The 25,290-nt window shown below is 44.3% G+C and carries 16 protein-coding genes and 1 pseudogene; 3 read left to right on the top strand and 14 right to left on the bottom strand.

Annotated elements, in window-relative coordinates; all coding sequences use genetic code 11:
• Positions 1 to 131: 131 nt before the first annotated feature.
• The 12 genes and pseudogenes from AR337_RS12905 to AR337_RS12850 all read right to left on the bottom strand — a co-directional run bounded on the left by AR337_RS12905 (position 132) and on the right by AR337_RS12850 (position 17,220).
• Positions 132 to 1,316 carry a hypothetical protein gene (locus tag AR337_RS12905; protein WP_059172429.1) on the bottom strand — a complete coding sequence of 395 codons (1,185 nt, stop codon included), beginning with the start codon at positions 1,314 to 1,316 and terminating at the stop codon, positions 132 to 134.
• A gap of 164 nt (positions 1,317 to 1,480) precedes the next feature.
• Entirely contained in the window at positions 1,481 to 2,665 is a 1,185-nt protein-coding gene (locus AR337_RS12900) for an HD-GYP domain-containing protein (RefSeq protein WP_059172746.1), read from the bottom strand.
• Positions 2,666 to 2,855: 190 nt separating this feature from the next.
• Positions 2,856 to 4,085: an ATP-binding protein gene (locus tag AR337_RS12895; protein WP_059172428.1), complete on the bottom strand. Its 1,230-nt coding sequence runs from the start codon at positions 4,083 to 4,085 to the stop codon at positions 2,856 to 2,858.
• Between the two features lie 207 nt (positions 4,086 to 4,292).
• Positions 4,293 to 5,696 (bottom strand): amino acid permease, encoded by a 1,404-nt coding sequence (locus AR337_RS12890; RefSeq protein ID WP_059172427.1) that lies wholly within the window; start codon positions 5,694 to 5,696, stop codon positions 4,293 to 4,295.
• A gap of 265 nt (positions 5,697 to 5,961) precedes the next feature.
• Positions 5,962 to 7,260 carry an ATP-binding protein gene (locus AR337_RS12885; protein WP_059172426.1) on the bottom strand — a complete coding sequence of 433 codons (1,299 nt, stop codon included), beginning with the start codon at positions 7,258 to 7,260 and terminating at the stop codon, positions 5,962 to 5,964.
• Positions 7,261 to 7,448: 188 nt separating this feature from the next.
• Positions 7,449 to 8,921: a sodium:alanine symporter family protein gene (locus AR337_RS12880; RefSeq protein WP_059172425.1), complete on the bottom strand. Its 1,473-nt coding sequence runs from the start codon at positions 8,919 to 8,921 to the stop codon at positions 7,449 to 7,451.
• Positions 8,922 to 9,135: 214 nt separating this feature from the next.
• Positions 9,136 to 10,950, bottom strand: a complete 1,815-nt coding sequence (locus tag AR337_RS12875) for an ABC transporter ATP-binding protein (protein WP_059172424.1) — start codon at positions 10,948 to 10,950, stop codon at positions 9,136 to 9,138.
• Positions 10,931 to 12,673, bottom strand: a complete 1,743-nt coding sequence (locus AR337_RS12870) for an ABC transporter ATP-binding protein (RefSeq protein WP_059172423.1) — start codon at positions 12,671 to 12,673, stop codon at positions 10,931 to 10,933. The genes AR337_RS12875 and AR337_RS12870 overlap by 20 nt, the downstream gene beginning before the upstream one ends.
• Positions 12,674 to 13,859: 1,186 nt before the next feature.
• Positions 13,860 to 14,288: pseudogene (locus AR337_RS23785) on the bottom strand (general stress protein); the annotation flags it as partial.
• Positions 14,289 to 14,435: 147 nt separating this feature from the next.
• The gene (gene mtnK, locus AR337_RS12860; RefSeq protein WP_059172422.1) at positions 14,436 to 15,650 is read right to left on the bottom strand and encodes an S-methyl-5-thioribose kinase; all 1,215 of its coding nucleotides are present in this window, start codon (positions 15,648 to 15,650) and stop codon (positions 14,436 to 14,438) included.
• Between the two features lie 351 nt (positions 15,651 to 16,001).
• Complete coding sequence (locus AR337_RS12855) at positions 16,002 to 16,442, bottom strand: threonine/serine exporter family protein (protein ID WP_059172421.1); 441 nt, start codon at positions 16,440 to 16,442, stop codon at positions 16,002 to 16,004.
• Positions 16,443 to 16,458: 16 nt separating this feature from the next.
• Entirely contained in the window at positions 16,459 to 17,220 is a 762-nt protein-coding gene (locus AR337_RS12850; RefSeq protein WP_059172420.1) for a threonine/serine exporter family protein, read from the bottom strand.
• 264 nt (positions 17,221 to 17,484) lie between these two features.
• Here AR337_RS12850 and AR337_RS12845 point away from each other — a divergent pair, with 264 nt between their 5' ends.
• On the top strand, positions 17,485 to 18,684 hold the full coding sequence (locus AR337_RS12845; protein ID WP_301335724.1) for an MFS transporter: 1,200 nt from the start codon (positions 17,485 to 17,487) through the stop codon (positions 18,682 to 18,684).
• Positions 18,685 to 18,808: 124 nt separating this feature from the next.
• Here AR337_RS12845 and AR337_RS12840 read toward each other — a convergent pair whose 3' ends face one another.
• Positions 18,809 to 20,164 carry a TrkH family potassium uptake protein gene (locus AR337_RS12840; RefSeq protein ID WP_059172419.1) on the bottom strand — a complete coding sequence of 452 codons (1,356 nt, stop codon included), beginning with the start codon at positions 20,162 to 20,164 and terminating at the stop codon, positions 18,809 to 18,811.
• Between the two features lie 140 nt (positions 20,165 to 20,304).
• Positions 20,305 to 23,031, bottom strand: coding sequence for a lipopolysaccharide assembly protein LapB (locus tag AR337_RS12835; protein WP_059172418.1), 2,727 nt, complete (start codon positions 23,029 to 23,031; stop codon positions 20,305 to 20,307).
• Between the two features lie 363 nt (positions 23,032 to 23,394).
• Between AR337_RS12835 and AR337_RS23190 the strand changes: the two genes are divergently transcribed.
• Entirely contained in the window at positions 23,395 to 23,553 is a 159-nt protein-coding gene (locus AR337_RS23190) for a hypothetical protein (RefSeq protein ID WP_156424393.1), read from the top strand.
• Between the two features lie 127 nt (positions 23,554 to 23,680).
• The gene (locus AR337_RS12830) at positions 23,681 to 25,285 is read left to right on the top strand and encodes a glycosyl hydrolase family 28-related protein (RefSeq protein ID WP_059172417.1); all 1,605 of its coding nucleotides are present in this window, start codon (positions 23,681 to 23,683) and stop codon (positions 25,283 to 25,285) included.
• The last annotated feature ends 5 nt before the right edge of the window (positions 25,286 to 25,290 follow it).

Here is a 25,290-nt window from a genome sequence, read left to right as displayed (position 1 = left end):
CCCCTGAGTTCCGCCGGATTTGACAAAGATTAGACACAAAGGGGCAATTAGGCGCAGAATTACAGCACTTTAACGTTTTCAGAGCACAAAAAAGCCATCCCGGCTCATGATCCGAAATGGCGTAAAATCCCTTATTCTTTTTTAAGGCGGTACTTTTTGTTCCAGGAGTAGAGGAGGAGGCTTAATCCAATCACGGTTTGAATCGAGACTATCGCCCCATCAAAGAAAGATTTTGAGAATATTGGGCTGCCGAGCCTTTCGATAGAACGGCTCATTGTCATGATAATCTGCGGGACTGAATAGAAAGCAAAGACCATAATGGTTAAAATCACTCCCAGGAAGTAAATGACACTATACCACTTAATAGTCCTTTTTTCTTCCTCATAGGCAGTTTCCCCTGCCTTTCGTGCTTCTTTTTTAAAGAAGCTTTTTATGTAGTGATGGGCATTTTCCATTAGATTGTAACTGCCGGTACTACTCTCAAGCACAAAGTAGAAATCTGTTTTCATATACACGCCGCATTGAAAAATGAATCGGATGAATATATCAATTACCACAATTTTCATAGTTGCAAGGAGCAAAGCGGGAGCTGTTGGATAAAAATACTGGACAGAAAGTGCAATGCCCAAAATGGTCATATCAAAACAAAGGCCGCCGAGATAGAGAACATTGCGTTTTCCAGCAGGAAGTTTCCAAGCACCTTCCATGTCTGTCTCAAGAGCCAAGAACATCAATCTATGGCCTATACTTAGACGGGTCGGCAAATTATTAGACCGCATTGCCAAAATATGGCCAAATTCATGAATGATCAAAAGCGTCATCCCTATTGCAATCCAGAGCAGAATATTTAAGGACATCCATGAAAATACAAAATAATCCTTATAATTAGGGAAAAGATCCGGCTTCACAATGAAATAAAGAATATTTATTAGAAAAATGAACCCAAATAAGATGTAACTCCCTCGATTGAATAACATTTTTCCAACCCATGCTGGAATCCAAGTGAAACCAAGGTCTTCCTTCTTATCTATTTGTGTATGAACTTCTTCTCCGTCAACCTTACTTACCAGGCCAAGCTCAATTAGCTGGTTTGCAAAATCCAAAATGTCGATATCTTCTTTAGGATAATGATATCTCAGCTTTTCCTCTATCTCATTTAAGGGCATTTTTTGCTCTATCAACCGTATTGCTTCAACTGCCGGCTCGGGCATTTCATAAAATTCTCTGGCTTCCAAAGCTTCTACTATAAAGTTCTTTTTATCCGGACGAATTTCAATCCTGACTAATTCGATTTTTGATAAATTTGTTATTTTCATACTATCACCTTATCTCTTATATAAAAAAGGATGCATTGCCTATAGCATGCACCCCCGTTTAGGTTGTAATTTTATTACATGAACCAGCACCACCAGCACGGAACAGCTGTTGCTTTTACTTTCTTAAGCTTGCGGATTTTCATGTAATCACCTCCCTTTCAAATTTAAATATTTATACTTGTAAAATTACCAGCCGGCTTACTATTCCATTCGGAATGAATTTTTTCCCATGAGGGATATATTTTTATAAACTCTTCTACTAATCTCGGATCAAATTGAGTTCCTTTTCCTTCTATTATCCTTTTGTAAGCCTCTTCTATCGGCAAGGCATCTCGATAAGAACGCGAGCTTGTCATTGCATCGAAGGCATCTGCTATAGCAGAAATTCTTGCTAGGTAAGGAATTTCTGTACCTTTTAGCTGATCAGGGTATCCCTTGCCATCCCAGCGTTCATGATGGGAACGAATAACAGATATGCTCCCTTGCAATCCATCAACGTTTGCTACCGCCCGTTCCCCGACCTCTGGGTGAGATTTAATAATTTCGTACTCCTCTTTTGTGAGTGCGGTAGGTTTAGTTAGTATATTGTCTGGAATATGAACCTTCCCGATATCATGAAGCAAACAAGCATAATTAAATGTTTTTAACTCTTCCTTACTAAACTCACCTAATTCTCTTGCTAATGATAAAGCATAACTAGCAACCCTTTCACTATGCCCCCTTGTATAAGGATCCTTTAGTTCAAGGGTAGAAATAACGCCTTTAACTATTCCTACCAATTGTTGATCATAAGAGGTTTTAACAGCATTAATATATGATTGAAATCGATTCAGCAATATATATGAAAAAACAGCTAATGCACCAATCATTACTATTGCACCTATTACATTGGGGGATTGAATTACAAATCCAGCAATTATATATTTAAGAATCAAACCTACTACCACTACAACGAAAAACCTACTATTAACAAAAATAGGTGTCATTAAAAGCCAAAAAATTTCTATAGGATTTCCACTTTTAAAAAGTTCTGGATGTCCGAAAAACATTAGTATGTCTTTTAGCAATGAAAAAAATGTATAGGAAATAAAATAAATATATTTAATCCAATGAAGCTTGTTATCCTTGCTCAAATAAATAGATATGGGAATTAATAAAAACATAAAAACATAGAACCAATTACCCAATAAATCCGGAGGAGAATTGTCTTTAAAACCAGACATAAAATTGGGCAATACATATCCATAAAAGAATTCAAAGGCTAATGAAATGATATAAAAAAGTGCAATAAACCATTTCAATGTCCTTTGTTCCTCTGTTAATAAGCTTTGATAAATAGGTTTCTGCATGTATATACCTCGCAAGTAAAAGTCCTCTTCTTTAAATATATTACTAATTTCTAGTTTTTTTCCCATTTTATACAGTATCTAATACATTATAAAACAATTTCTACTATCAATACATAGCTCATATCGGTTAAATATGTATAATGGTAGAAATTTTTCCTGATTTTATGGATTTTATTCGAATAAATGAGTTTTATTGTACTTTTGGAAAAGTAATGTCAAATTTTGTCCCTTTGTTTACTTCACTATCGATATGAATATCGCCGCCATGGTCCTTCACAATTTGACTGGTTACCATCAACCCCAAGCCAGTGCCGTCTTTTTTCGTTGTAAAAAACGGATCACACAGCTTTTTAATGTGATCAGCCGGAATGCCATAGCCTTCATCGGAAACCGATAACATGATTTGGTTTTTATCTGTTGTTTTTAGAGAAATTTTAATTACGCCTTCTTGTGGCATTGATTCAATTGAGTTTTTGACTAGATTGATAATAACCTGCTTTAGCGACTTATCATCTCCATTTACATAAGCAGGATTTGCATCAAATTCTTTGATAAACGTAATGTTGGTCCCTCGCGCAAATTGTTCAGCAACCGAAAGCCCATAATCAACGGTTTCCTTCAAGTTAATTTTACTAAAGTTGGATTTTTTGGGTTTACCCAAAATCATTAAATCGTCTACGATGGTGGTTAGTCTGTCAACTTCCTGTTTCATAATCATTGAGTAGTCTTTCTCATGCATTGACTCTTGCTGAAGCTGGATAAATCCTTTCAAGGCTGTTAAAGGATTGCGAATTTCGTGAGCAATTCCGGTAGCCATTTGGCCAATGCTAACCAGTTTTTCATTTCGCCTTAATTCTTCATATACTTCAGTAATGGCGTTCAAATAGGATGAAAATCGATTAAGTATAATATAGGCTACAAATGAGATGACCATGTATAGAACGATTGGCATAAAAGCTTCTGTTGTCTGCAGGACAATTCCACATGTCAAATATTTAATTATTGTTCCTATAGCCACTACCCAGAAATATCTTTTATTCACAAAAATGGGGACAAGCATAATGAATATAAGCTCTACAAAATTTCCGACTAATAAGTTTTTCTCGGAGTTTAAATAAGAAAAAATTAAATAGGCAAAATCAACAATTGAAAAACAAATAAAAAACAAATATTTTACTGTAAAAGGAGAGCGCCTTTTGGTCCAGTAAATTGATAACGGAAGTAATCCTAATACAATTAAATAGTACCAAGCAACTTCCAAAGGATCGTATAAATAATGTGCAGAAGAATCACTACCTCTAAAAGCTAGAAATAAAAGGAGGTCCACTCCTAAAAAGGTAGGATAAAAAAGATAGAAAAAAAGTTTAAGAGCTTTCACTTCTTCTGGAATCATTCTAACGTCTTGTAATTTTCCATTCATTGGCTGTCTCCTTAAAATACTTTTTTCCTTCTTTATATTACCATCTTCCACGATAGTTAATTACATATTTTTTATAAATACTCCAAATTTCGTCAAATTCCGCCTCCACATCGTAAAGTTTCGACAAATATGAAAAAATAAGCCCACAAAAATAGACCCCTTTATCAAGGGGCCTAAATCCAAAAATCTATATGAAGGTGGTTTTCTTTATGAATCTTCCGTTGAGTTGTTTAAAACAGAATGCTTCCTTCCGTAGGAAAAGTAAACGATGATTCCGATTGCCAGCCAGATGGAAAACCCTTTCCAGGTAGCTAATGGCAACTGAAGGGCAAGATAACCGCAGGACAGGAACGCCAAAATTGGAATGACGGGAACAAAAGGCACCCTGAATCCTTTGCCTGTCGGCACATGATGTTTCCGAAGATACAATATGCCCAGGGATACAGTCATGAAAGCAAACAGGGTACCGATATTTACCAGCTCAGCAAGCCTGTTCAGCGGGACAACCCCTGCGAATACCCCGACCATCACGAAGGTAATCCACGAATTAACAACCGGAGTTTGCTTCTTTTGGTCAATCCTTGAAAAAACTTTTGGAAGAAGACCGTCTCTCGAAATAGCATAAAAAAGCCTAGTCTGGCCGTAAAGCATGACAAGAAGGACGGTAGTAATTCCGGTAATGGCGCCAACCGAGATGAAGCCGGCCACCCAATCCTGGTGGATATAGTTCAACGCAAACGCCACAGGATTTTTAACGTTCAATTGGTCATAAGGGACGATTCCTGTCAAAATAAGTGAAACGACAATATACAATACCGTACAAACCAAGAGGGAAGCAATAATCCCGATCGGCATGTTCCGCTGTGGATTCTTTACCTCTTCTGCCGCTGTCGAGACCGCATCGAACCCAATATAGGCAAAAAAGACAGTCGCAGCCCCAGTTGTAACTCCGGAGAAGCCAAATGGCATAAATGGAGTCCAGTTCGCAGGCTCGACATACCATACGCCAACCCCGATAAAGAGCAGAATGACAGCCATCTTGATGAACACCATTATGGCATTGAACCGTGAAGATTTCTTTACCCCTTGTGTCAGAAGCATAGTAATCAGTAAAACAATGCAAATCGCAGGGAGGTCGACATAGGTCCCTTTTGCTGGGTTATATGCGCTTGAAAGAGCTTCCGGGATATGGATGCCAAATCCGGCAAGCAACCCTTGGAAGTATCCCGACCACCCGCTTGCTACAGCGGATGAGGCAAGGCCGTATTCAAGAATGAGGACCCACCCAAGAATCCAGGCGATTAGTTCGCCAAATGTAGCATAGCTGTACGTATAGGCACTTCCAGAAACGGGAACGGTTGAGGCGAACTCAGCATAGCATAAGGCCGCGAAAACACAGGCTAGACCTGATAAAATAAACGAAATGATAAGGGCCGGACCAGCATGCGTGGCCGCCGCCACCCCTGTCAGGACAAATATACCCGTGCCAATTATGGCGCCGATACCTAGCATCGAAAGATCAAATGCCCCGAGTTCCTTTTTAAGCTTAATATCTCTATTTCCAGCTTCTTGAAGGAGCTTACTAATCGATTTTTTTCTGAATAAATTCATGACGTCCTCCTTGACTAATCTTTGGGAACTTTCCGAAAACTTCCACTAAAAAAATTCATAACGACATGATATACTCATTTTATTATTATTGCAATAATTTTCAAAAATTATTTTCGTTTTAAATATTCCCAAACAATCCATACGGTTTCCACTGTATCCCTGATGTTTTCGATTTCCCAATTAGGAAAAACCTCGAATATCATTATTCTGATATAACAAAAACAAGCTTCCGCCGATTTGGCGAAAGCCTGTTTTTTTGTGGTGATCATTTGGCTAATTGCAACACTCCCTGGGTTTGAAGGCTACTGCTTTTCTTGCTTACTGGCAAAAGCAAGGTTACCTTGGTCCCTTTATCTAGTTCGCTCGAATAAAAGACACGGCCGTTCATTTCATGGATAATCCGAAGGGATACACACGTCCCAAGCCCGGTTCCCCTTTCTTTCGTCGTATAAAATAGAGTACCGATTCTTGAAAGCTGCTCCTGTGACATTCCCCTTCCATTATCGGCAATTTCAATTACCGCATCTCCTTCCTTCGTGTTAAGGTTGACTAAAACGGTTCCGCCTTCAGGGGTTGCTTCAATCGCATTTTTTATCAAGTTGACAATAGCCTGTTTCAATTGATTACGGTCAGTGGCAATATGCAGATCTTCTTTTGGAAAGTTCCCCTCTAACGTTACCCCGCCTTTAGCTGCGAGCGGATTTAGCAAGGCTACGATTTCCGAGACAACTTCATGGTAACAACACTCTTCAATCTTATGAAACTGCGGCTTGGCAAAATTAAGGTAATCGCTCAGGATCATTTCAGCCCGTCCCACTTCGCTTAAAGCAAGAGTAAGATACTCATGGTTTTTTCCAGTCTCATTTTGGTGCATGAGCTGCATGAACCCTTTTACTACCGTCAAGGGATTGCGTACTTCGTGGGCAAAAGAGGCGGCGAGTTCCCCCATGGTATTCAGCTTTTCGGTTCGGAGTATATCATCCCTCATTTTTTCCCTTTCAATGACTTCCTCAATAAGCCTTGCTGCAAAACCAATACCTGCTATACTGATTGCCCCGAATAAAAGGATATCCGTAGAAAAGAGCAGCTCCTTTTCCAAAGGCTTTCCTGTAATGGTACGGAAAACACCAAACATTGCAAAGGAAAAGAAAATGGACCAGCCACTCCCGAGGATGGCAAGCTTAATCCTTTTTGAAGGTGAATATAGCCAAAACTTCTTGTACCAAAAAATTGTAAATACAATCGTCGTGATACTTGTAATATAAGTATAGATAACTGCTTCGCCGCCAAGAAAAGTCCTTGTTGCGAGAATGACAACGAAAACGATCAAGCCCGCTCCCGGGCCTCCATATAGCAGGGCGAGCACGAATGGAACATATCGCAAATCCCAATAAAACCCTTCAAACTGGTATGAAAACACCAGGCATAAAAATGCGGCACCGCCCTGAAAAACACCAAAAATCAGATTGTTATCCCCCAGACGCCTGTTTTCAGGCAATAGGCTAAAGAGGAGAACAGGCGCTAATATCAGAAGGGCCTGGAGAAGCAATTTTTCCTCGATCATTCATATGCACCCAATTTCCAAAATACTTTTTGTTATGTATATTTTACGACAAATCTCTTGCGAAACCTTCACATCTCACCCGTATTTCGTCCGACAATTACTTAGCAATTCTCCTATAAAACGACATTGGAAAACTTTTCGGGCACGAAAAAACGGGATGCTTGGCATCCCGTTCCATTAAAAACAAATTATGATACTTTTTCAGTTTCAGTCGAGTTGTTGTAACCATCTTCCCAATACTCGGCGTTTTTGATGCCCAGCTTTGTGGAGTTAAATGTAGGATCCAGTCCAGCTTTTTTCTGTGCTTCATAATCCTTTAGCGCTATCAGAGCCGGTTTGGCCAATATGACGACCGCTATCAGGTTAAGCCATACCATGATCCCGAGCCCAACGTCTCCGAGGGCCCAGGCAAGGTTTGCTGTTTTAACTGCACCATAAAAAGTTGAGGCCATTAAAACAATTTTGAGAATAAACATCGGCCATTTGCTGTTCATATTCCTTGTCAGGTAGGCAATGTTCGTTTCTGCAATATAGTAGTATGCCATAATTGTTGTAAATGCGAAGAAGAATAATGCGACCGCAACAAATCCTGCACCGAAGCCAGGCAATGCGGTATCAACAGCCGCCTGGGTAAATCCAGGGCCAGCTTCCACCCCCGGGAGGTTTTGCATAATAAACGTCTTCCCTGTCGCATCACTTGGATCGACTGTGTTGTACATGCCTGTAAAAAGAATCATGAAAGCTGTTGCCGAACAAACGAACAATGTATCGATATAAACCGAGAAAGCTTGGACAAGCCCCTGCTTTGCCGGATGGGATACTTCAGCAGCGCCCGCTGCGTGCGCACCTGTCCCCTGTCCTGCTTCGTTGGAATAAATACCCCGCTTAACCCCCCACTGGATTGCCAGACCAAGCAGCGCGCCAAATGCCGCGTCCGCGCCGAATGCGCTTCTGAATATGAGCGAGAAAACAGCCGGAACTTCTGTAAAATTCACTGCCACAATATAAAGGGAAACCAGAATATAGCCTAGAGCCATAAAAGGAACTACGTACGAAGCAACTATCGAAATCCTTTTAACCCCGCCAAAAATGATGGCGCCTAAAATAGCAATAATGATAAGTCCGGTTATTGACCTGTCCACTTTGAAAGCGTTTTCAATTCCGATTGCAATGGAATTGGATTGGATTCCCGGCATCAATAAGCTCATTGCAGCCAACGCCGATAATGCAAACAGGATTCCGTACCATTTCATCCCCATGCCTTTTTCAATGTAGTAGGCTGGGCCCCCGCGATACTCCCCATCCTGTTTTACTTTATAAATCTGCGCGAGAGTCGATTCAACAAAGGCGGTTCCGGCTCCGATGAAGGCAATCGCCCACATCCAGAATACAGCTCCAGGCCCACCCATAGCGATAGCTGTTGCAGTACCCGCGATATTACCTGTTCCCACACGCCCGGACAGTGCCAGCGATAGCGCCTGGAAAGATGAAACCCCCGCGTCTGAACTTTTCCCTTGGAACATCAACATGACCATATCCTTGATGTGCCTTACTTGAAGAAAGCGAGTACGCAATGAAAAGTATAGCCCCACCCCAAGGCAAAATACAATCATTGGCGTACTCCAAAGCCAGCCAACCAACGTGTTAACAAATTCGTTCACAAACATCCCCCTCGTGTGTTGCGGAATTTTCGTTTCATTCTGAATTATAAAATAATAATTTTGGTTAAACAACTATTTATGTCACACTATTTTAAATTCTCTAACATTAATTCGCATAAAAATGCTGTTTTATTAGGGTCACTGGAATAATAATGTTTTTTTTAATGAAAAATGTTACTCTAATAAACAAAAAAAGCTGGCAAAATCAGCCAGCCTAGTTTTTATTGTTATTCAGTTCATAATAAAATCCTTTGTTGCGAAGGAGCGAATCATGGTTTCCTTCCTCACTGATTTCCCCATTTTGGAGAACAAGTATTTTATCAGCATTCCGGATTGTGTTCAGACGGTGGGCAATAACAAAGCTAGTCCTGCCTTCCATTAATCGGCCAAGCGCATCTTGAATTTTCAATTCGGTAATCGTATCGATGGAGCTGGTCGCTTCGTCCAAAATTAATATCGACGGATCGGCAAGGATAGCCCTTGCAATGGACAATAGCTGTTTCTGTCCCTGGGAAATTCCGCTTCCATCCTGTTTCAGGACAGTATTGTAGCCTTCAGGCATTTTTCCAATAAATGAATGGGCATTTGCCATTTTTGCCGCCTCAATCACCTCTTCATCCGTTGCATCCAGCCTTCCATAGCGGATATTTTCCATGATCGGCCCCTCGAACAGGTAGGAATCCTGGAGCACAAAGCCCATATGGCTGCGGAGGCTTTTCCGTTTAACAGCGGTCGTATCATGGCCATCGATTAAAATAGCCCCGCTATCAGGGTCATAGAAGCGTGATAGCAGATTGATAATCGTTGATTTCCCTGCACCTGTAGGTCCGACGAGGGCAACCATTTCCCCTGGCTGGACAACGAACGAAATATCCTTGATCGTATTCCCTTCCTTTTCATAGGAAAAAGAAACATTCCGAAACTCGACTTCACCCTTTACCTGCTCAAGATTGGCTGCACCCGATTCATCCACGGATTCAGCATCTTCATCAAGAATTTCGAACACCCGCTCCGCACCCGCAACCGCGGATAAGAGGGTATTGAACTGGTTAGCGAGGTCATTTAGCGGCCTTGTAAACTGGCGGGAATATTCAGCAAAGACAATGATGACACCTATTGTAATCATTCCTTTTAAGGCAAAGACTCCGCCAATCGCCGCGATAATCGTAAAGCTGACATTGTTCAGGACGTTCATTAGCTTAGGAATAAATCCCGAGAAGGTTTGCGCCCAAAAGCCCGACTGGCGCAGCCGTCCGTTTTTTTGAAGGAACGCTTCAATCACCTTTTCTTCCTGTGAAAAGGTTTTGACAATCCGCTGGCCCGAGATGGTTTCTTCAATAAACCCGTTCAATTCGCCAAGGTTCCGCTGCTGCTCCTTGAAAAGGACGCCAGTGCGGTTTGTAATCCACTTCATGCCGAAAAACATAAGCGGGACAATAATGAGTGAAATCAGCGTCAGTAGCGGACTCAGCCATACCATTACAGAAACCGTTCCGACTAGCATAAGCACGCTTGAAAAAACCTGGATGACCGAGCTGTTGAGAGTGGAGCTGACATTTTCAATATCGTTTGTCACCCGGCTCATCAGCTCTCCTGATTGCCTTTTGTCAAAAAAGGATATAGGCAGACTATGAAGGTGGCTGAATAAATCCGTCCTTAGCCTTGATACGGTATCCTGGGCAATGCCAATCATCAGATAGCCCTGCAGGAATGTCGATAAAGAGAATAAGAAATAAACCCCAAGGATCCCCGCAAGCAGAAGCGGGAGCCCCGCTGTTTTCATTGGAATGATGTATTTATCAACCGTTTTTCCAATCAAAATCGGTCCCAACAGGGATAGGCCAGTGCTTAAAAGGACCATGAAAAGAACAACAGTTAGGCCGCCTTTTTTTACGGACAGATAGTCCCATAGCCTTTTAATCGTACCCGCCCAGTTTTTTGCTTTTTGGTTTTTCTTTGGTTCCGGCGCACCTTTAGCCTTTAGCGATGGCTTTGGATACATAAAGGGGCTAGTTAATACCTTCAGCATACAGTCTGTTCTCCTCTTCAAGCTGTGTTTCGTAAATTCTCCTGTACAGCGGTTCAGTGCGGATCAGCATGGCATGGGTCCCGGCCGCCTTAATCTTCCCATCCTCCATCAATAGAATGGAATCCGCGCTCATGGCTGTCGAGATTTTCTGTGTAATGATTAAGGTTGTACATTTGTATTTCTTCAGCGCCTTCAGAAGGTTCGCCTCAGTCTTCAAATCCAGTGCGCTAGTACTATCATCCAGAAGAAGAATCTTCGGCTTTCGTACGAGAGCCCTGGCAATTGAAATCCGCTGTTTCTGGCCGCCAGACAGGTTAACCCCCTTCTGGCCAATCCTCGATTCGTAACCCTCTGGAAATTTCTCTATCGACTCGTGAATCTGGGCATTCACAGCCGCCTCAACCAGTTCCCGTTCCGATGCGTTTTCCTTCCCCCACGAAATATTTTCCGAAACCGTCCCGGTGAACAAAAGAACATCCTGTGGAACATAGCCAATTTGCCTTCGCAAGGTTTCTAATTTCATTTTCCGGATGTCGGTCCCGTCAATCAGAATCTCGCCTTCCGTTACATCATAAAGCCTCGGAATAAGCTGGAATAAAGATGTCTTTCCCGCCCCTGTCGCTCCCATGATGGCAACGGTTGCTCCAGCTTTAGCGGTAAATGAAACATCTTCGAGCACCCGCGCGTTTGTACCTGGATATTGGAAGGAAACGGAATTGAACTCAATTTTTCCAAATGGCATGGCCTTGTCTTTATTCGGAAATGGCGCATCGAGCAGGTCAACCTCCGTATCGAATACTTCGGCAATCCTCTGGCCGGATGCGCGAGCCCGGGAGAAAATCATGATAATCATTGAAACAATCGACAGGGCGGACGTAATTCTCGTGCCATAGTTAATGATTGCCACGACCTCCCCTACCGTTGTTTTACCGCTCGAGACCTCAAAGCTCCCGAACCACAATACCGCAAGGATGCCCGCATTCATGGCAAGCATCAAAATCGGGGTGGTGTATTCGATGAGCCTGAAAGCGGAAACGGTTTTTTCCCTTAGGCGCCCATTCGCATTGGTAAACCGGCCAATTTCATGCCCTCCGCGTAAAAATGCCTTAATCAGTCTCATTGCAATCAAGTTTTCCCTCAAGACTGAGTTGACCCGGTCAAGGTTCTTCTGCATGGAAAGGAAGAATCCACGCGCCCTAGTCATTGCCCAAGAGAGGAAAAAAACAAGAAATGGAGTCACACCAGCCAATATGAGGCCAAGCTTCAAGTCAACAATCATGGCCATGACAAGCCCGCCAATAATAAGCAGCGGAGCTCTCAGCATAATCCTTAAACTCATAAACACAGTGTTTTGAATCAGCGTAACATCATTTGTCATTCTCGTTACAAGGGAGGACGTCGAAAACCGGTCGTAATTTGAAAAAGAAAAGGATTGGACCTTTTCAAAGAGAGCCTTGCGCACCTCGTAACCAAAGCTCTGGCTGGCGTGGCCAGCGTAGAAGGAATTGAGGATTCCAGCCGCAAATGCTAACGCCGAAACCCCCAGCATGATGGCCCCACCTTTCAAGACGAGATCAAGGTCTTTTTTCATAACGCCTTCATCAATAATTTTAGCCATCAACAACGGCTGCCAAAGCTCCACAATCAATTCGACGAGCATTAGGAACAAGGCGATTGCCATATGGATACGGTAAGCCTTTAAATAAGAAAAGATTTTTGACACGGTTTGCCACCTGCCTGATTGGATATATCCTAAGCTGCGGTACCGGATGCCAGTACCAGGCAATACTTCGGAAATCTAAATATTCTTGCAAATCAATCATACTGCTTTTTTCCATTTTTTAAAATAATTATGTAAAAATTATTTATCAAAAAGATTGTTGACAGACTTAAACTAGTGTGGTAATATTAGTAATTGTTCACTCGAGTAACTTGAACGCGCGGATTGCAACGTAATACAGACTGGCATTCTGCTTTTGTTTTATTAGATGGGCTTATTCACACTGGCGCGGCTTCGGAGCCGCAAGGATGTAAGAGAGGTAGGGCTTACATCGTTTAGGTTTTAAACAACCAGGTGGAATATTGAACCGCGGCAAATGATTGTTAACTCTAAACAATCCTAACTTTAAACTATTGCCTTGCAACATGCTGCAAGTTACTTGAAATGGCGTGGGGACATTAAGGATGCTCCCACGCGAACCAAAGGCGCGCAGTTTGCGCCACAACATAGAAAGGCAGGGAAATGTCGCCATTTCCCTGCCTTTTGCTATTTTAGAAAAGAGTTACCGTTTCGTATTGTCTCTTCCTTCGCCTTTGAACCTGTCATCAAAGCTGTCTCGATTCTTATTCGTTTCCCTCAGCGTGTCGTCCGTTCCCCTGAACGGGTCATTGCTGATCAATGAATCGCCCATGCTTGACTCCGGGTTCGCATTCGGCACATTCGAGAAATTAGGATCTGAACCGAGCCCCGCATTGTAGCCTGTTCCGGCCCCCATGGTCGTATTGCCGCCTGTCCCCATTGTAGAATTCCCGCCTGCTCCGCCGCCGATGATCGTATCTTCATCGGTTCCAAACGCCGCGCCGGCTGAATTCCGGTTAATAGCGGATGAATCTGATTTTCCAGACATTTCGCTAGAGCCGACTGGATAATCATCCATCATGCTCGACCTTCCAACCGAGGACCCTCCAGACATCATTCCGCTCGCCGAATCATCACTCCAGTTTTTTGGGTTTCCCGCCCTATCTCCGGTATTCAAATTTCCGCCTAGCGTATCATAGTTCGCGTCAACCGTTCCGGTTCCGAATTCATTGCCTGACCTCATCGTCGGGTCATTCATTGTCGTGCTTCCCGACCAATCATTCGTATTTCCAGTCACTGCGCCTGTTTCGCCGGCTCCAAGGTTCCTTCCGTCTTCATCAACGAGGACGAGAATTTTCCCTGCCTTTACATCGGTTTCATAACGGCCAGCTTCATCCTCTGGAATGCCCATTCCAATTAACGCACCCGCCAATCCGCCAGCGCCTGCTCCAACCGCAGCTCCAGTCAACGTTGCCGCGATTGGCCCCGCCGCTAGAATCGGCCCTACGCCCGGAATTGCCAAGGCGCCGACCCCGGCAAGGAATCCCGCCAGTCCGCCGAGTACTCCGCCCGTTGCGGCCCCAGTTGCCAGCCCTTCTTCCGTTTTCGTGCCAGTTTCATCATATATGTCGTCAATTTCGTCTCTGTCTCTGGCAACTACAGAAATTGCATCCCTGTCATAGCCTTGTGCTTTTAAGTCATCAATCGCTTGTACAGCTTCATCTCCGCTGTCAAATACTCCTACTACTCGCTTATCCATTGATCTTCCTCCTTTAAAGGTTGATACAAAGATTAGTTACCCCTACAGGCTGTCCATTAATCCTCCAATAAATTACAGTTTGATTTCAAATGCTTGCCCCATGTCCACAAAAAAACACCCGCCAGGTGGCGGATGTTCAGGAAACTGCTAGAGCGAAAATAATGCCGCGCTTTCCCGGATTGTTTTCGCAAAATCTTCTCCGTTTTTGAACGAATCACGATTTAAAATATATTCTTTTCCGGCAGCAAGGCAGATTTTTTCGGCATTCACGCGGGTTTCCGGGTTTTCTATTGACGTAATATCTTTTACATGGGCAAGGCCGATAATACGGCGGCACAGTTCAAGCCCTGTTACGGCAGCGGTATCACGTAGAACAGAATCGAGATAGTACTCCTTAAAACCTTCATAGCGGGCAACACGCTCAATAGCCTTCTCTTCCCATAAAACTAAAAACTTCTCCTTAAACAAGTCAATCACTTCTGATATCGTGTGTTCCAGGTATTCGGCTTGGCTTGATGGCCCGGTGAATAAAGCGTTCACATAGGCGAATATTAGATTAGCCACCACATTTCCGACATCGTATCCAGCCGGGCCATAGAAGGCGAATTCGGGATCAATTACTTTTGTTGAATCTTCTTTTATAAAAATGGATCCTGTATGGAGATCGCCATGGATGAGCGACTGTGTATGCGTCAAAAACTCGAATTTTAGCTTGGCTGTTTCAAGGGCAAGCTTTTTGTCTTCCCAAATGAACTCTTTTACGAAATCCCTTGAACCAGAAAAAACATCGTTCCGCGGGCAATCGTAAAACGGCTCCGTATAGACAAGGTCCTCGGAAATCTCACAAAGCTCTGGATTGATAAATGATTTTACAAGCTCTTTTTTCTCCTTATGCCCCATAGCTACATCCGCTGTAAGCAAAAGGGTCTGAGCCATAAACGTTGTAATGTGGTCTGCAAACATTGGAAACTGCTTATGCTTCAAAAGGGCGCTTCGCATGATTTCATAGTAGGATAAATCCTCCATAACACAGCAATTCATAATCGGGTCATAATGGTACATTTTTGGAACGAAACCTGGTGCAAGCTTGTCCTGAAGCGAAAGGATTTCGCTCTCAATCCGGTTCCTGTCAGGGGATAGCTTAAACTCATCCGATATCCTGGCCACTGGCCCGGCTTGCTTTATGATAATCGATTTCCCGCTTTTCCCATCCACTACCCGGAAGACATAATTCAAATTGCCATCGCCAATTTCCTTGCACGTTAATTCGGCATCTGCCGGGAAAAATCCAAGCTTTGCTTTCGTGTATTCTATGGCATGCCCTTCATTCATTTTAAAATAGCCGTCTGTAAAAACTGCCATGCTGCCCATCCCTCCAAAAGCCGCGGCATATCCCGCAACTAAACTTTTCAAATTATCTAAATTTTAACACGGCTGGACAACGGCAACAATATTTTTTCAGCCGCCGTTTTCTCTCAATATCAGACTAACAAATCAAAATGAGCGAAAAAGTTTGAGCGAAATGCCAATTAGAAATGAGGAACCGGCCTAAATTTGAGAGAAAACGAACAGCCTTTAGAGGGCTATTTCCACTATTCCACCCTTGGGGGTAAGTGTAATTTTTTTTCCATTGTTACTGGGAAGGGACTGCAAAACGCCAGCCCCTGCTAAAACCAGGCTTAAAATCCTTCCCATCGTTCAGGTGGGAAAGGGTTACTTTTTTAACGAACTTGTGCGCCTGTATATATGGTTTATCACTTCGGAAAAAACAAGTCCCATTGCTATGGCTCCAGAAATCAAGAAAGCCCTTCCCGCAAGGCTTAAAGCGGAATTGTAATCAATTGCCACAAAATGGCGCATGGCGTTATAGAATGTTCCACCAGGAACAAGGGGGATGATTCCTGCGACACTAAATATAATAACGGGGCCCCGGTATTGTTTTGCAAGCAAATGGCTGATAGCCCCGACGACAAACGCCGCTGTCAGGGTAGCTGAAACAACATTGGAAATGTACTTTTCCAAAAGATAATAAACGATCCAGCCGGCCATCCCGACTAATCCACATTTTACAAGTGAATTCCGTGGGGCATTGAAGAGAATGCCAAAAGCCGCTGTCGCAATGAAGCTCATTATAAGCTGTTCGATAATTTCCATCGTAATGCCCCCCTCCTTATAACAGCATCAGGACAATCGCTACGCCCGACCCAATGGCGAAGGCGGTCAAAGCAGCCTCCGCCCCTTTTGAAAGCCCGGCAACAAGGTGGCCTGCGATTAAATCCCGCACAGCATTTGTCAACAAGAGTCCCGGAACAAGCGGCATGACCGAACCGATGATAATTTTATCTAGCTGAACTCCAAATCCGGAATAAACAAACAGGTATGATACAATCCCAATAACCAATGAACCGCAAAACTCCGCAAAAAACTTAATCGGCACAATCTCGGTCAAATAGGTAACTGTTAAAAAACCAAGGACCCCCGCAACAAGCGCCGGAATAAAATCCATCCAGACTCCATTGTACATGATGATAAAGCAGCCGCTTGCCAACGAGGCAGCCGCAGCCTGCAAGGTTATTGGAAACGTATGGCTCATTTCATCAATATCGGCGAGAAGTTTCGCGGCCTCATCAATGCCGATTTCTCTATCGCTTATTCTTCTCGAAACAGCATTGACAAGCGTTACCTTTTGCAAATCCGTCGAACGCTCTGAAATACGGATGAGCTTCGTTATTCCCGGCCCTCCGTCTTCAGCAGTAAAAATTATGCCAGTGGGAACGACATAGCTGTGCGACTTTTCTATACCGAATGATGATGCAATCCTTGTCATGGTATCCTCGACACGGTAGGTTTCAGCTCCACTTTGAAGCATGATTTTCCCCGCATTCAAGCAAACTTCCATCACGCCATATAGTTCACTCCGCTGCATGTCCATTTCCACCTCTTTAGAATGACGTAAATAGTTCAAATTATTATATACTGTTTCATTGTAAAACTGAAAAGATATTTTATAAAACAACTTTAAGTATCACAATTTGCCCTGGTCCTGTCACAAAAATGTTTCCTAATTTAGCCAAGCTCCACCGTTTAAATAAATGAGATTTTCTGGTATTCTATTTAGGGAGGCGAAATAATCGATCCTGGTTGCCCCCTATAACAGCACCATGAAAGAAGTGAGTCCGCTTTGGATGAACAGAAATTGCTAAAACGGAATTTAATGATCATGTGGTTTTCAAACTTCTTTGTCGGCGGCAGCATGACTATGGTTCTCCCGTTCATTTCCCTTTATATCAAAACACTTGGGAACTTTACGGAAACATACGTACAGCACTGGGCCGGAATTACCTTTGCAGCGACGTTTGTGACAGCCTTCTTTTTTTCCCCAATTCTCGGAAGGCTTGGGGACAGGTACGGCAGGAAAAGAATTCTCATCACCCTCGGGCTCGGAATGTCGGTCTCGCTTTTTCTCATGGGGGTCGTCGAAACCGTCTGGCAGCTATTTACCCTTCGCCTGTTCATGGGCTTTTTCGCCGGGATGGTTTCAATTACGCAGGCATTCATTTCTACTCAGACCCCAAAGCATATGGCAGGGAGAGTACTGGGAACATTGCAGACAGGAAGCATCGCCGGGACTCTGCTTGGCCCGCTGATTGGCGGTTTTCTAGCCGACTCCTTTGGCTATTCACTCACGTTTAAAGGAACATCTGCCATTATCCTAATATCCGTTATCCTCATCTTCTTCGCACGAGAATATAAAATCAAACCAAAAGAAGACATAAAAACCAATTATACAAGAACGGAAGTCATTCAGCACATACTCAGGAACCCCGCCCTTGCAACGGTTCTCTTTATTTCTATGCTGATCCAGGTAGCACTTTTCAGCATCCAGCCAATCCTGGCGCTTTTCGTCAGCACAATGCACGGACCGGAAAACCTCGCCTTTATTTCAGGCCTTGCCTTTTCGGCGGCGGGTGTCGGGAATTTGATGATGGCCCGGAAATGGGGCGAACTGGCCGACAGGAAAGGCTATTTAAATATCCTGATTATCCTGCTGCTGTCCGGGGCAGCCATCTATTCGTTCGGCGCCTTTGTCACAGAGGTTTGGCAGCTGATCCTGATCCGCTTCGGCCTTGGCATAACAATCGGCGGCATCATCCCCGTCAGGATGGCCTATATCCGGCAGGAAGCACCGGTTGCCATCCAGGGCGAGGTGCTCGGCTACAATACAAGCCTCCGTTTCCTCGGGAACATCGTCGGCCCGATGCTTGGCGGATTCCTCGCGGGAAGCCTTGGTTTCTCTTCAGTATTCATCGTAACAAGCGTCTTGCTTCTGATCAGCGGGCTAACCTTATTGTCCGTTACCCGGAGGATGCATTTATCAAAAAGTGGGGTACACTGATTTATCCAATTCAACAGGGAAAAATGGAAGGGAGAGCCGCAATTAAATGGCTCTCCCCTTTTTCATTTCAAAATACTTAACCATCAATTCTTCTATTGTAGGCCCTGCCTTTTAAGCTTAAAAATTAGCCGATAATGACGCGCTCCTTCGAGTAGTGGAACTTCTCCTGCTTCGGTTTTCCTCTAAGTAAAAACAGGAACGAGAAAATGCCTATCCGGCCAATGAACATGAGGACCATCAAGACAGACTTTGCAAGCGTCCCAAGTTCGGGTGTAATGCCGAGTGACATACCCGTTGTCCCGAACGCGGATGAAACCTCAAACAATATTTCCTTAATCGAATATTCAGGTTCAATAAACGTTAGGAAAATGATCGAAAATCCACAAATCAAAAACGCCGTCACAATGACGATGAACGATTTCACAACATCTTCAGGCATAATCTCACGATTGAATACCTTAATAGTACTATTCCCACGCGCATATGAAATGATGCTAAGCACGGCAATGGCAAATGTCGTTGTCCTGATTCCTCCCCCGACACTGCTTGGCGATGCCCCGATAAACATGAGCAGGCTAAGCAGCAAATGGGTTGGGGTCGAAAATTCATTGATGTTGATCGTGGATAAGCCGGCACTCCTTGTCGAGGACGAATGGAATGCAGAATAAAAAAAGGCTTCATGCCACGTTTTTCCGGCAAATAGATTATTCGATTCAAATATATAGATGAAAATCGTCCCAAAAACAAGGAGATAAAGGAAGGTACTTACAGCAATTTTTGTAAAAAGGGAAAACCTGAACTGCTTCTTTCCCCTGTGGGCCAGGAACTCCCTGAATTCAATCAGGACCGGGAATCCAATTGCCCCAACAGTGATTAAAAGGATATTGACAGTCTGGACAAAGTAATCATTTACAAATGGAATTAATGATTGCCCAGTAATATCGAAGCCGGCATTCGTAGTAGCGCTGACAGAGGCAAATAACCCCTGCCTGAACGCCTCCTGCCATGTCGGGAAATAGTCAAGGAAGTGGATTCCAAGGACGATTGCCCCGATAAGTTCGATAGCAACAATCAGGAAAAGAACTTCACGCAGCAAATTTACCATGCCTGACAGCGCAGACTGGTTCTGGTCCGCCATGATCAGCATCCGTTCCTTAAGGCCGATTTTTTTACCTAAAATCAGCCAAATAAACGTACCAAGCGTCATTACGCCAACTCCGCCAATCTGTAAAATGAAGGCCAGGATAAATGTTCCCGGATAACTTAATACTTCATGGAGGGAAATCGTCGACAGCCCGGTTACGCTGACTGCGCTGACTGCGGTAAATAAGGCATCAATAAATGGAAGCTTCACATTCTCTTTCTGCGTAATCGGCATCATTAATAAAAAGGTCGACACAATGATCGCGGAAAGATAGTAAAGAACGATAATCTGGACTGATGAAAGTCGTGCAGTCAATTCATCCAATTTAATCTTCATAATTAACCTCTAATTTTGTTTGTGATAGAATATCCACATTATATAGGATTCCTTCCCAAAACAGAATGGATATATTCATGTTTCCCTTTAATAGCCAAAAAGAAAACCCTCCGGCTGCTTGCCGAAGGGCTGAAATTACGTTAATCCAATCCGTTGCCTCTCCCTGCCATTTCCAGCCATTCCAACTGCCTTAGCCTGATGCCAAACAGTGACATTGGGTCGTGGAATCTGGTGGGATTCTCCTTCATTTCCACAGCCTGCTGCCTGCTATCCGCAAGCTGTGCCTGTGTTGTTGCCAGCGTTCCTGCAAGTACCTGGTGCGGATTAAGGAAGAAAAGCGCCAAATCCCGGGAAATCGCTTTTTCAAACAAATCAAATTGGATAAAAAAGCGGTCGTTCACCAATTTGGCTGTATCTAGATAGTCTTCATTTTCAACGAAATTTTTATACCTGTTATAAAGCATGGCGTTATTTTGCGGGAGCGCCCCCAGGAGCTTGCCGGCCCCTTTCAAAAAGATCTGCGACGGGGTCCTCCTCAGGAGCACATTCACCTTGTCGAGCTGATAACTATCGGCCATTCGGCTAATATCCCTTTGCCAGTCGTCAAGCACACGGAAATCGCAATCCAGCTTGACCCAATCCCTTCCATAAAGGGTATTGAAGCTCGCAGCCATTTCATCAAGAAACTCCTGAATACGGGACAGTTCCCCACCTGTCTCCTCTATCCACTCTCCAATCGCTGTACGCAATTTTGGAAGGGCGGTTTCATTTAGATAGGCATTAAGCCGCCTGTTCATCTCATCATTCAGGCTGAGATGGATTGTCCTGAAATCACTGTCCTCTTTCAGAAAGTCTGCTGTTCCTCGTAGAAGCTCGGGAATATCCGCCAAAGCGTCCGCCTTAGCTTGGTCAATCCGCTTCCGGTACGATTTCCGGACTTTTTCAATTCTTTCTGATTCGATATCATCCAGCTGATGGATGGCGCCAGTAAGTTTTGCAGCCTTTTGTTCCTGGCTTTCGATGGTTTCCAGGATACCCTTTTCACGTTCGGCCCTCTGGTTCAGAAGATGGTCGAGTGTTTTTCTGATCAAGAGAAGCAGCTTATCCGTCCTGCTGCCTAAAATGCTCCGCTCCGGGGTGCCGATTACGACCGCTTTTACAATGCTTTCGAATAGCCGTTGCCGGTTTGGAGAAGGTCCGGCCTTAATGATCTCCGAATCTGGAAAAGAGCCTTTAATCACTAAAGCAGCCTGCTCAAAAGCATGCGGATCAGGCTCTCCAGACTGGGTTAACATAAAGTGAACCGGCAGCCCCGGCGCCTGTTCGCGAATTTGGCCCAGGGCCATCCGCTCCTCCGATGTCAGCGGATCGGATGCATCCACCGTAAAAAACAGGCTGTCCGCAAGATGAAGATAATCAAAATCCTCCGGACCCAAATATTCCCCTTCAAATTCCGGCAAGTCGATGATTGACAAGCCTGAATCCTTTAAAAATGGTACTGGCAGGGAGAATGTGCATATTCCACTCCCCTTGTTCATTCCATCAAGCTCGCCAAGTTCTTCGGCTTCAATAATGGCTTCATCTGTCACCCAACTGACAGCGGCTTCATCGTGGTATTGAAATGCCAGTGCCGCGGAAGATGCATCATCCTCTTCAGGATAGGCATCCCCGAGTATCAGGCTAAGTACATGTGCTTTTCCGCTTCCCTTTAGGCCGGCTGTAACAACATGCCTTGTCCTGAAATTGGCAAGTTCTTCTGCAATCCACTCAATGCGCGGGCCAATTTGCAATCCCTGGCTCCCTGCCCATGCTGAAATTTCCGATATAAGGGCAAGTCCCTCGGCAAAATCATTTTCGGTCCTTTGTGAAAGAGCTAGGAAAGATTCCGCCGATTCGATCGACTCCCTTGAAACTCCGGCTGGGAACCTTCCACTCCAGGCAAGGAGCGCGGACGCTGCCAGCGCAATTGTCTTTCTGTCCTCGATCGCAATCCAATTCGACAGCAAGGAAGGCATAATTGGCGCCAATGACTGAATCGAGTAGTTCCCGGAGGTTGTGAAGCCGAGATAGGCCTCTTTATAAAGTATTGACAGCTCCGGCCATATGCCTGAAGGAAGGTTTCCGAAGCCTGCCAGCAGGCTATTAAACTCCTCTATCCAGGTAAAATAACTCTCCCGTCCCTGATAGCTTTTCCATAATGCCCCAGCGAGCTGGCCAAACCTGTTTTCATCCGTTTCATATAGTACGGTAAGCACACGCTTGAAGTAGGAGGGAGAATAGGCGGCAGTCGCTTCCCTTTCCACATATGAGATTAGGATATCGGCCCAGTCAGCCGATCTAGTTCTCACAATTTCATTAACTGCCAGCTCTGTTGCGCTGTCCCAGTCCGCACTCCCTTCAAAAAACGAACGTGCCAGGCTAGCTGCGTCGGGATAACCGGGATTTTCTGCAATCAGCCCCTTTATTGTGTGTGAAGCTGATGCCTCTTGCCCTTTTTCAATGTAGAGTGAAAATAATTGCAGCGCGACTTCCGCTTTCAGGGAAGCATTTTGGGAATTAACCGCTTTGTAGAGATCCTCGGCTTTTGCCAGTTCCCCAAGCTCATAATAGGAATCGGCGGTATTTTTTACAGCCCACTCCTTTAATGAACCATCGATTCTCTCCCATTTATGGATGGCAGCTTCATAGTCGCGGAAAGCATAATACACTTCTCCTTGGGCAAACCTGATTTCCGGAAGCCCCTTACCTCCTTGTTGCCTAGCTTCCAGAAAACCTTCCGCCAGTACGCCCGCGGGATGTTTCTCTTCATTTCCTTCCATAAAACCTTCATAGTACGTCTTTTCAATCAACATTTTTTCGAGATTCATAGCCGCCCCCCTGATACTCGCGTATATTTTTGTTTAAAAATCAATAAGTTTGTATTTTCAATATACATTCTATTTTAACAAAGTAATAGTAAAGAAGCGAAGCGGAAGCAGTCCGCGACCGGGCAGGACCTATTCAGGTAAAGTAAAATCGATAGAACAACTTATGAATTCCAATCGAAAGCTTTGGCTTTTCAAAAAAATAGGGCCAGCCATATTGAGGTTCAGGTAATTCCCGCTATGGGCCTTCCGACTGAAAAAAATGGGCAGAAGCCGTGCCTTCGCCGGTTTCCAGGCATATGTTATAGGGACTTTCACCTATAATAAAGATAAAGGAGTTTTGCCCTACTCAAGAGGAGAGCGGGATTGATAGAGCGTGAAAATGACCGCCAGAGCAAGGAAGCCACTCGGCTGAATAATCAGCTGGAGTGCATTTCGCGCCGCCTTATCCGGGTTATTCAGCGGCTTCGCGTCCTCAAAAACAGGTTCAATATCCCGTTCACCCCTTTTGACGGGGAATTTTAGCCATTACAATTTTTATTTTTGCAAGGAAGCCGGTTCCTTCTAAGCGGCCCTGCGCCTACTAATGATTACCTCTTTATGGACTGGGAATAATAAAAAGATCGATTTAGGGAGAGAGGAGGGTGGAAAAATGATTTATTTGGATAAAAACCACGATCCCCGAAAAAATGCCAAACTAATTTCGCAGCTTTCCGCAGAGAACCCTGATATCCGGGAGGCAGTTGCCTGGACAGAAAAACTTTTCAGGGAGAATAGTGCAAATCCCGGCAGCTATTCTTTTGAAACTGCCCAAAAGAGGCCATTTTCAAGCATACTGAAGCAGTTTTTTACAACCATGCCCGTTTTCTTTTTTGCCAAAAAAGCAACGCCCGCACTTGTAGATTCGGAAACTGTCGTAGATGAAGACGGCCTTGTGTACCCCTCTTGGAAAGGAATTCTTGATGAAGAATACAGGCATTTAAAGGCAATTGCGAAAAGGGAAGTAAATGTCGAGGATTACGGCGCGGTCGGGGATGGGGTGACGGACAATACCGAAGCTTTCGAAAAGGCCATCGGAAATGGAAGAGTCACTGTTAGGATTCCCAATGGCGTTTTCGTAACAAGTGAAATCCGGCTTCCATCTTGGACATGCCTTGTCGGGGAAGGAAAAGGCAGGACGGTTCTCAGGCTACAGGACGAAGCACCGAAGTCTTCCCAGCTTGTGACAAATTCCTCCCATTGGAAAGGCAACCGAAATATTTTAGTCAGTGGAATGACGCTTGACTGGAATGTTGAACGGCTCGGTAAAGCAGAGAAAACTGCAGCAGGGAATAATTCTTCAAGCTGCCTGCTTTACGCCAATGTTACATTTGGCTGGGTAGCGGATGTAGAAGCGATTAATCCCGGGCTCCATTGTTTTGATGTATCATCAACCATCTACAATTATTCAGGAGATGGCTACAGGGCAAAGGGCGGCAGCAATTACATCTGGCTGGACGGCCTGAATGGGTACGGGTTTGGCGATGACGGAGTTACAACCCACCATAGTGACAATATCCTTATTTCCAATTGCCATATGTGTGACCCAAGCGGCCGGGCCCATAAAAAAGGGTTTTCCAATTCAAACGGGTTCGAAGCGGATGACGGTTCCCGCAATGTGTGGCTTGTCAATAATTCCTCTGCGTGCTGCTTCGGAGGGGTGGAAATCAAGGCACACGGAAACTCTTCTGCCGCTTCAAATGTCCATATTATCGGCCACCTTTCCATCAATGACAACCGATCCTTTAACTGGCGCCATATCGGCCATCATAAAAGCACGGATCCAATCTCGAAGACCGCATTCAATATTAAGGCCACAAACTTAATCTCTGTTGCGCCGATCCACACGACCTTATATGAAGGCTCTAAGCCAAGGGCCCTAGTTGTATCGGCTTACAGGAATGTCGCGATTAACCATTTTACCGCCATCGGCGACCCTAATTATGATTACCGCGGCGAGCCTGTTATGGCGGTCCAGTACCGTTCAAGGAATATAGCGCTAGATAACGTCTCAATCAGCGGCTTTCGTACCGCAGGAACAGATATCAAACTATTTGGAGGAGACAATTGCACCGATTCAGTCGCAATTGGAAAACTGACCGTCCGAAACTCGGCGCGTGAAGCCATCAAAATTGGAGTAGGCATTCAAAAGGCCAGCGTAGGGACTGTCCTGGCCAAAAGCAGCGATAAAAATGAAGTTAACAAAAATTTGGTTTAAATTTT

The organism is Bacillus sp. FJAT-27445, from assembly GCF_001510665.1.
GTDB lineage: Bacteria > Bacillota > Bacilli > Bacillales > Cytobacillaceae > Bacillus_D.
The sequence above is the reverse complement of the archived record's forward strand: the minus strand, read 5'-3'. Positions and strand labels throughout refer to the sequence as shown.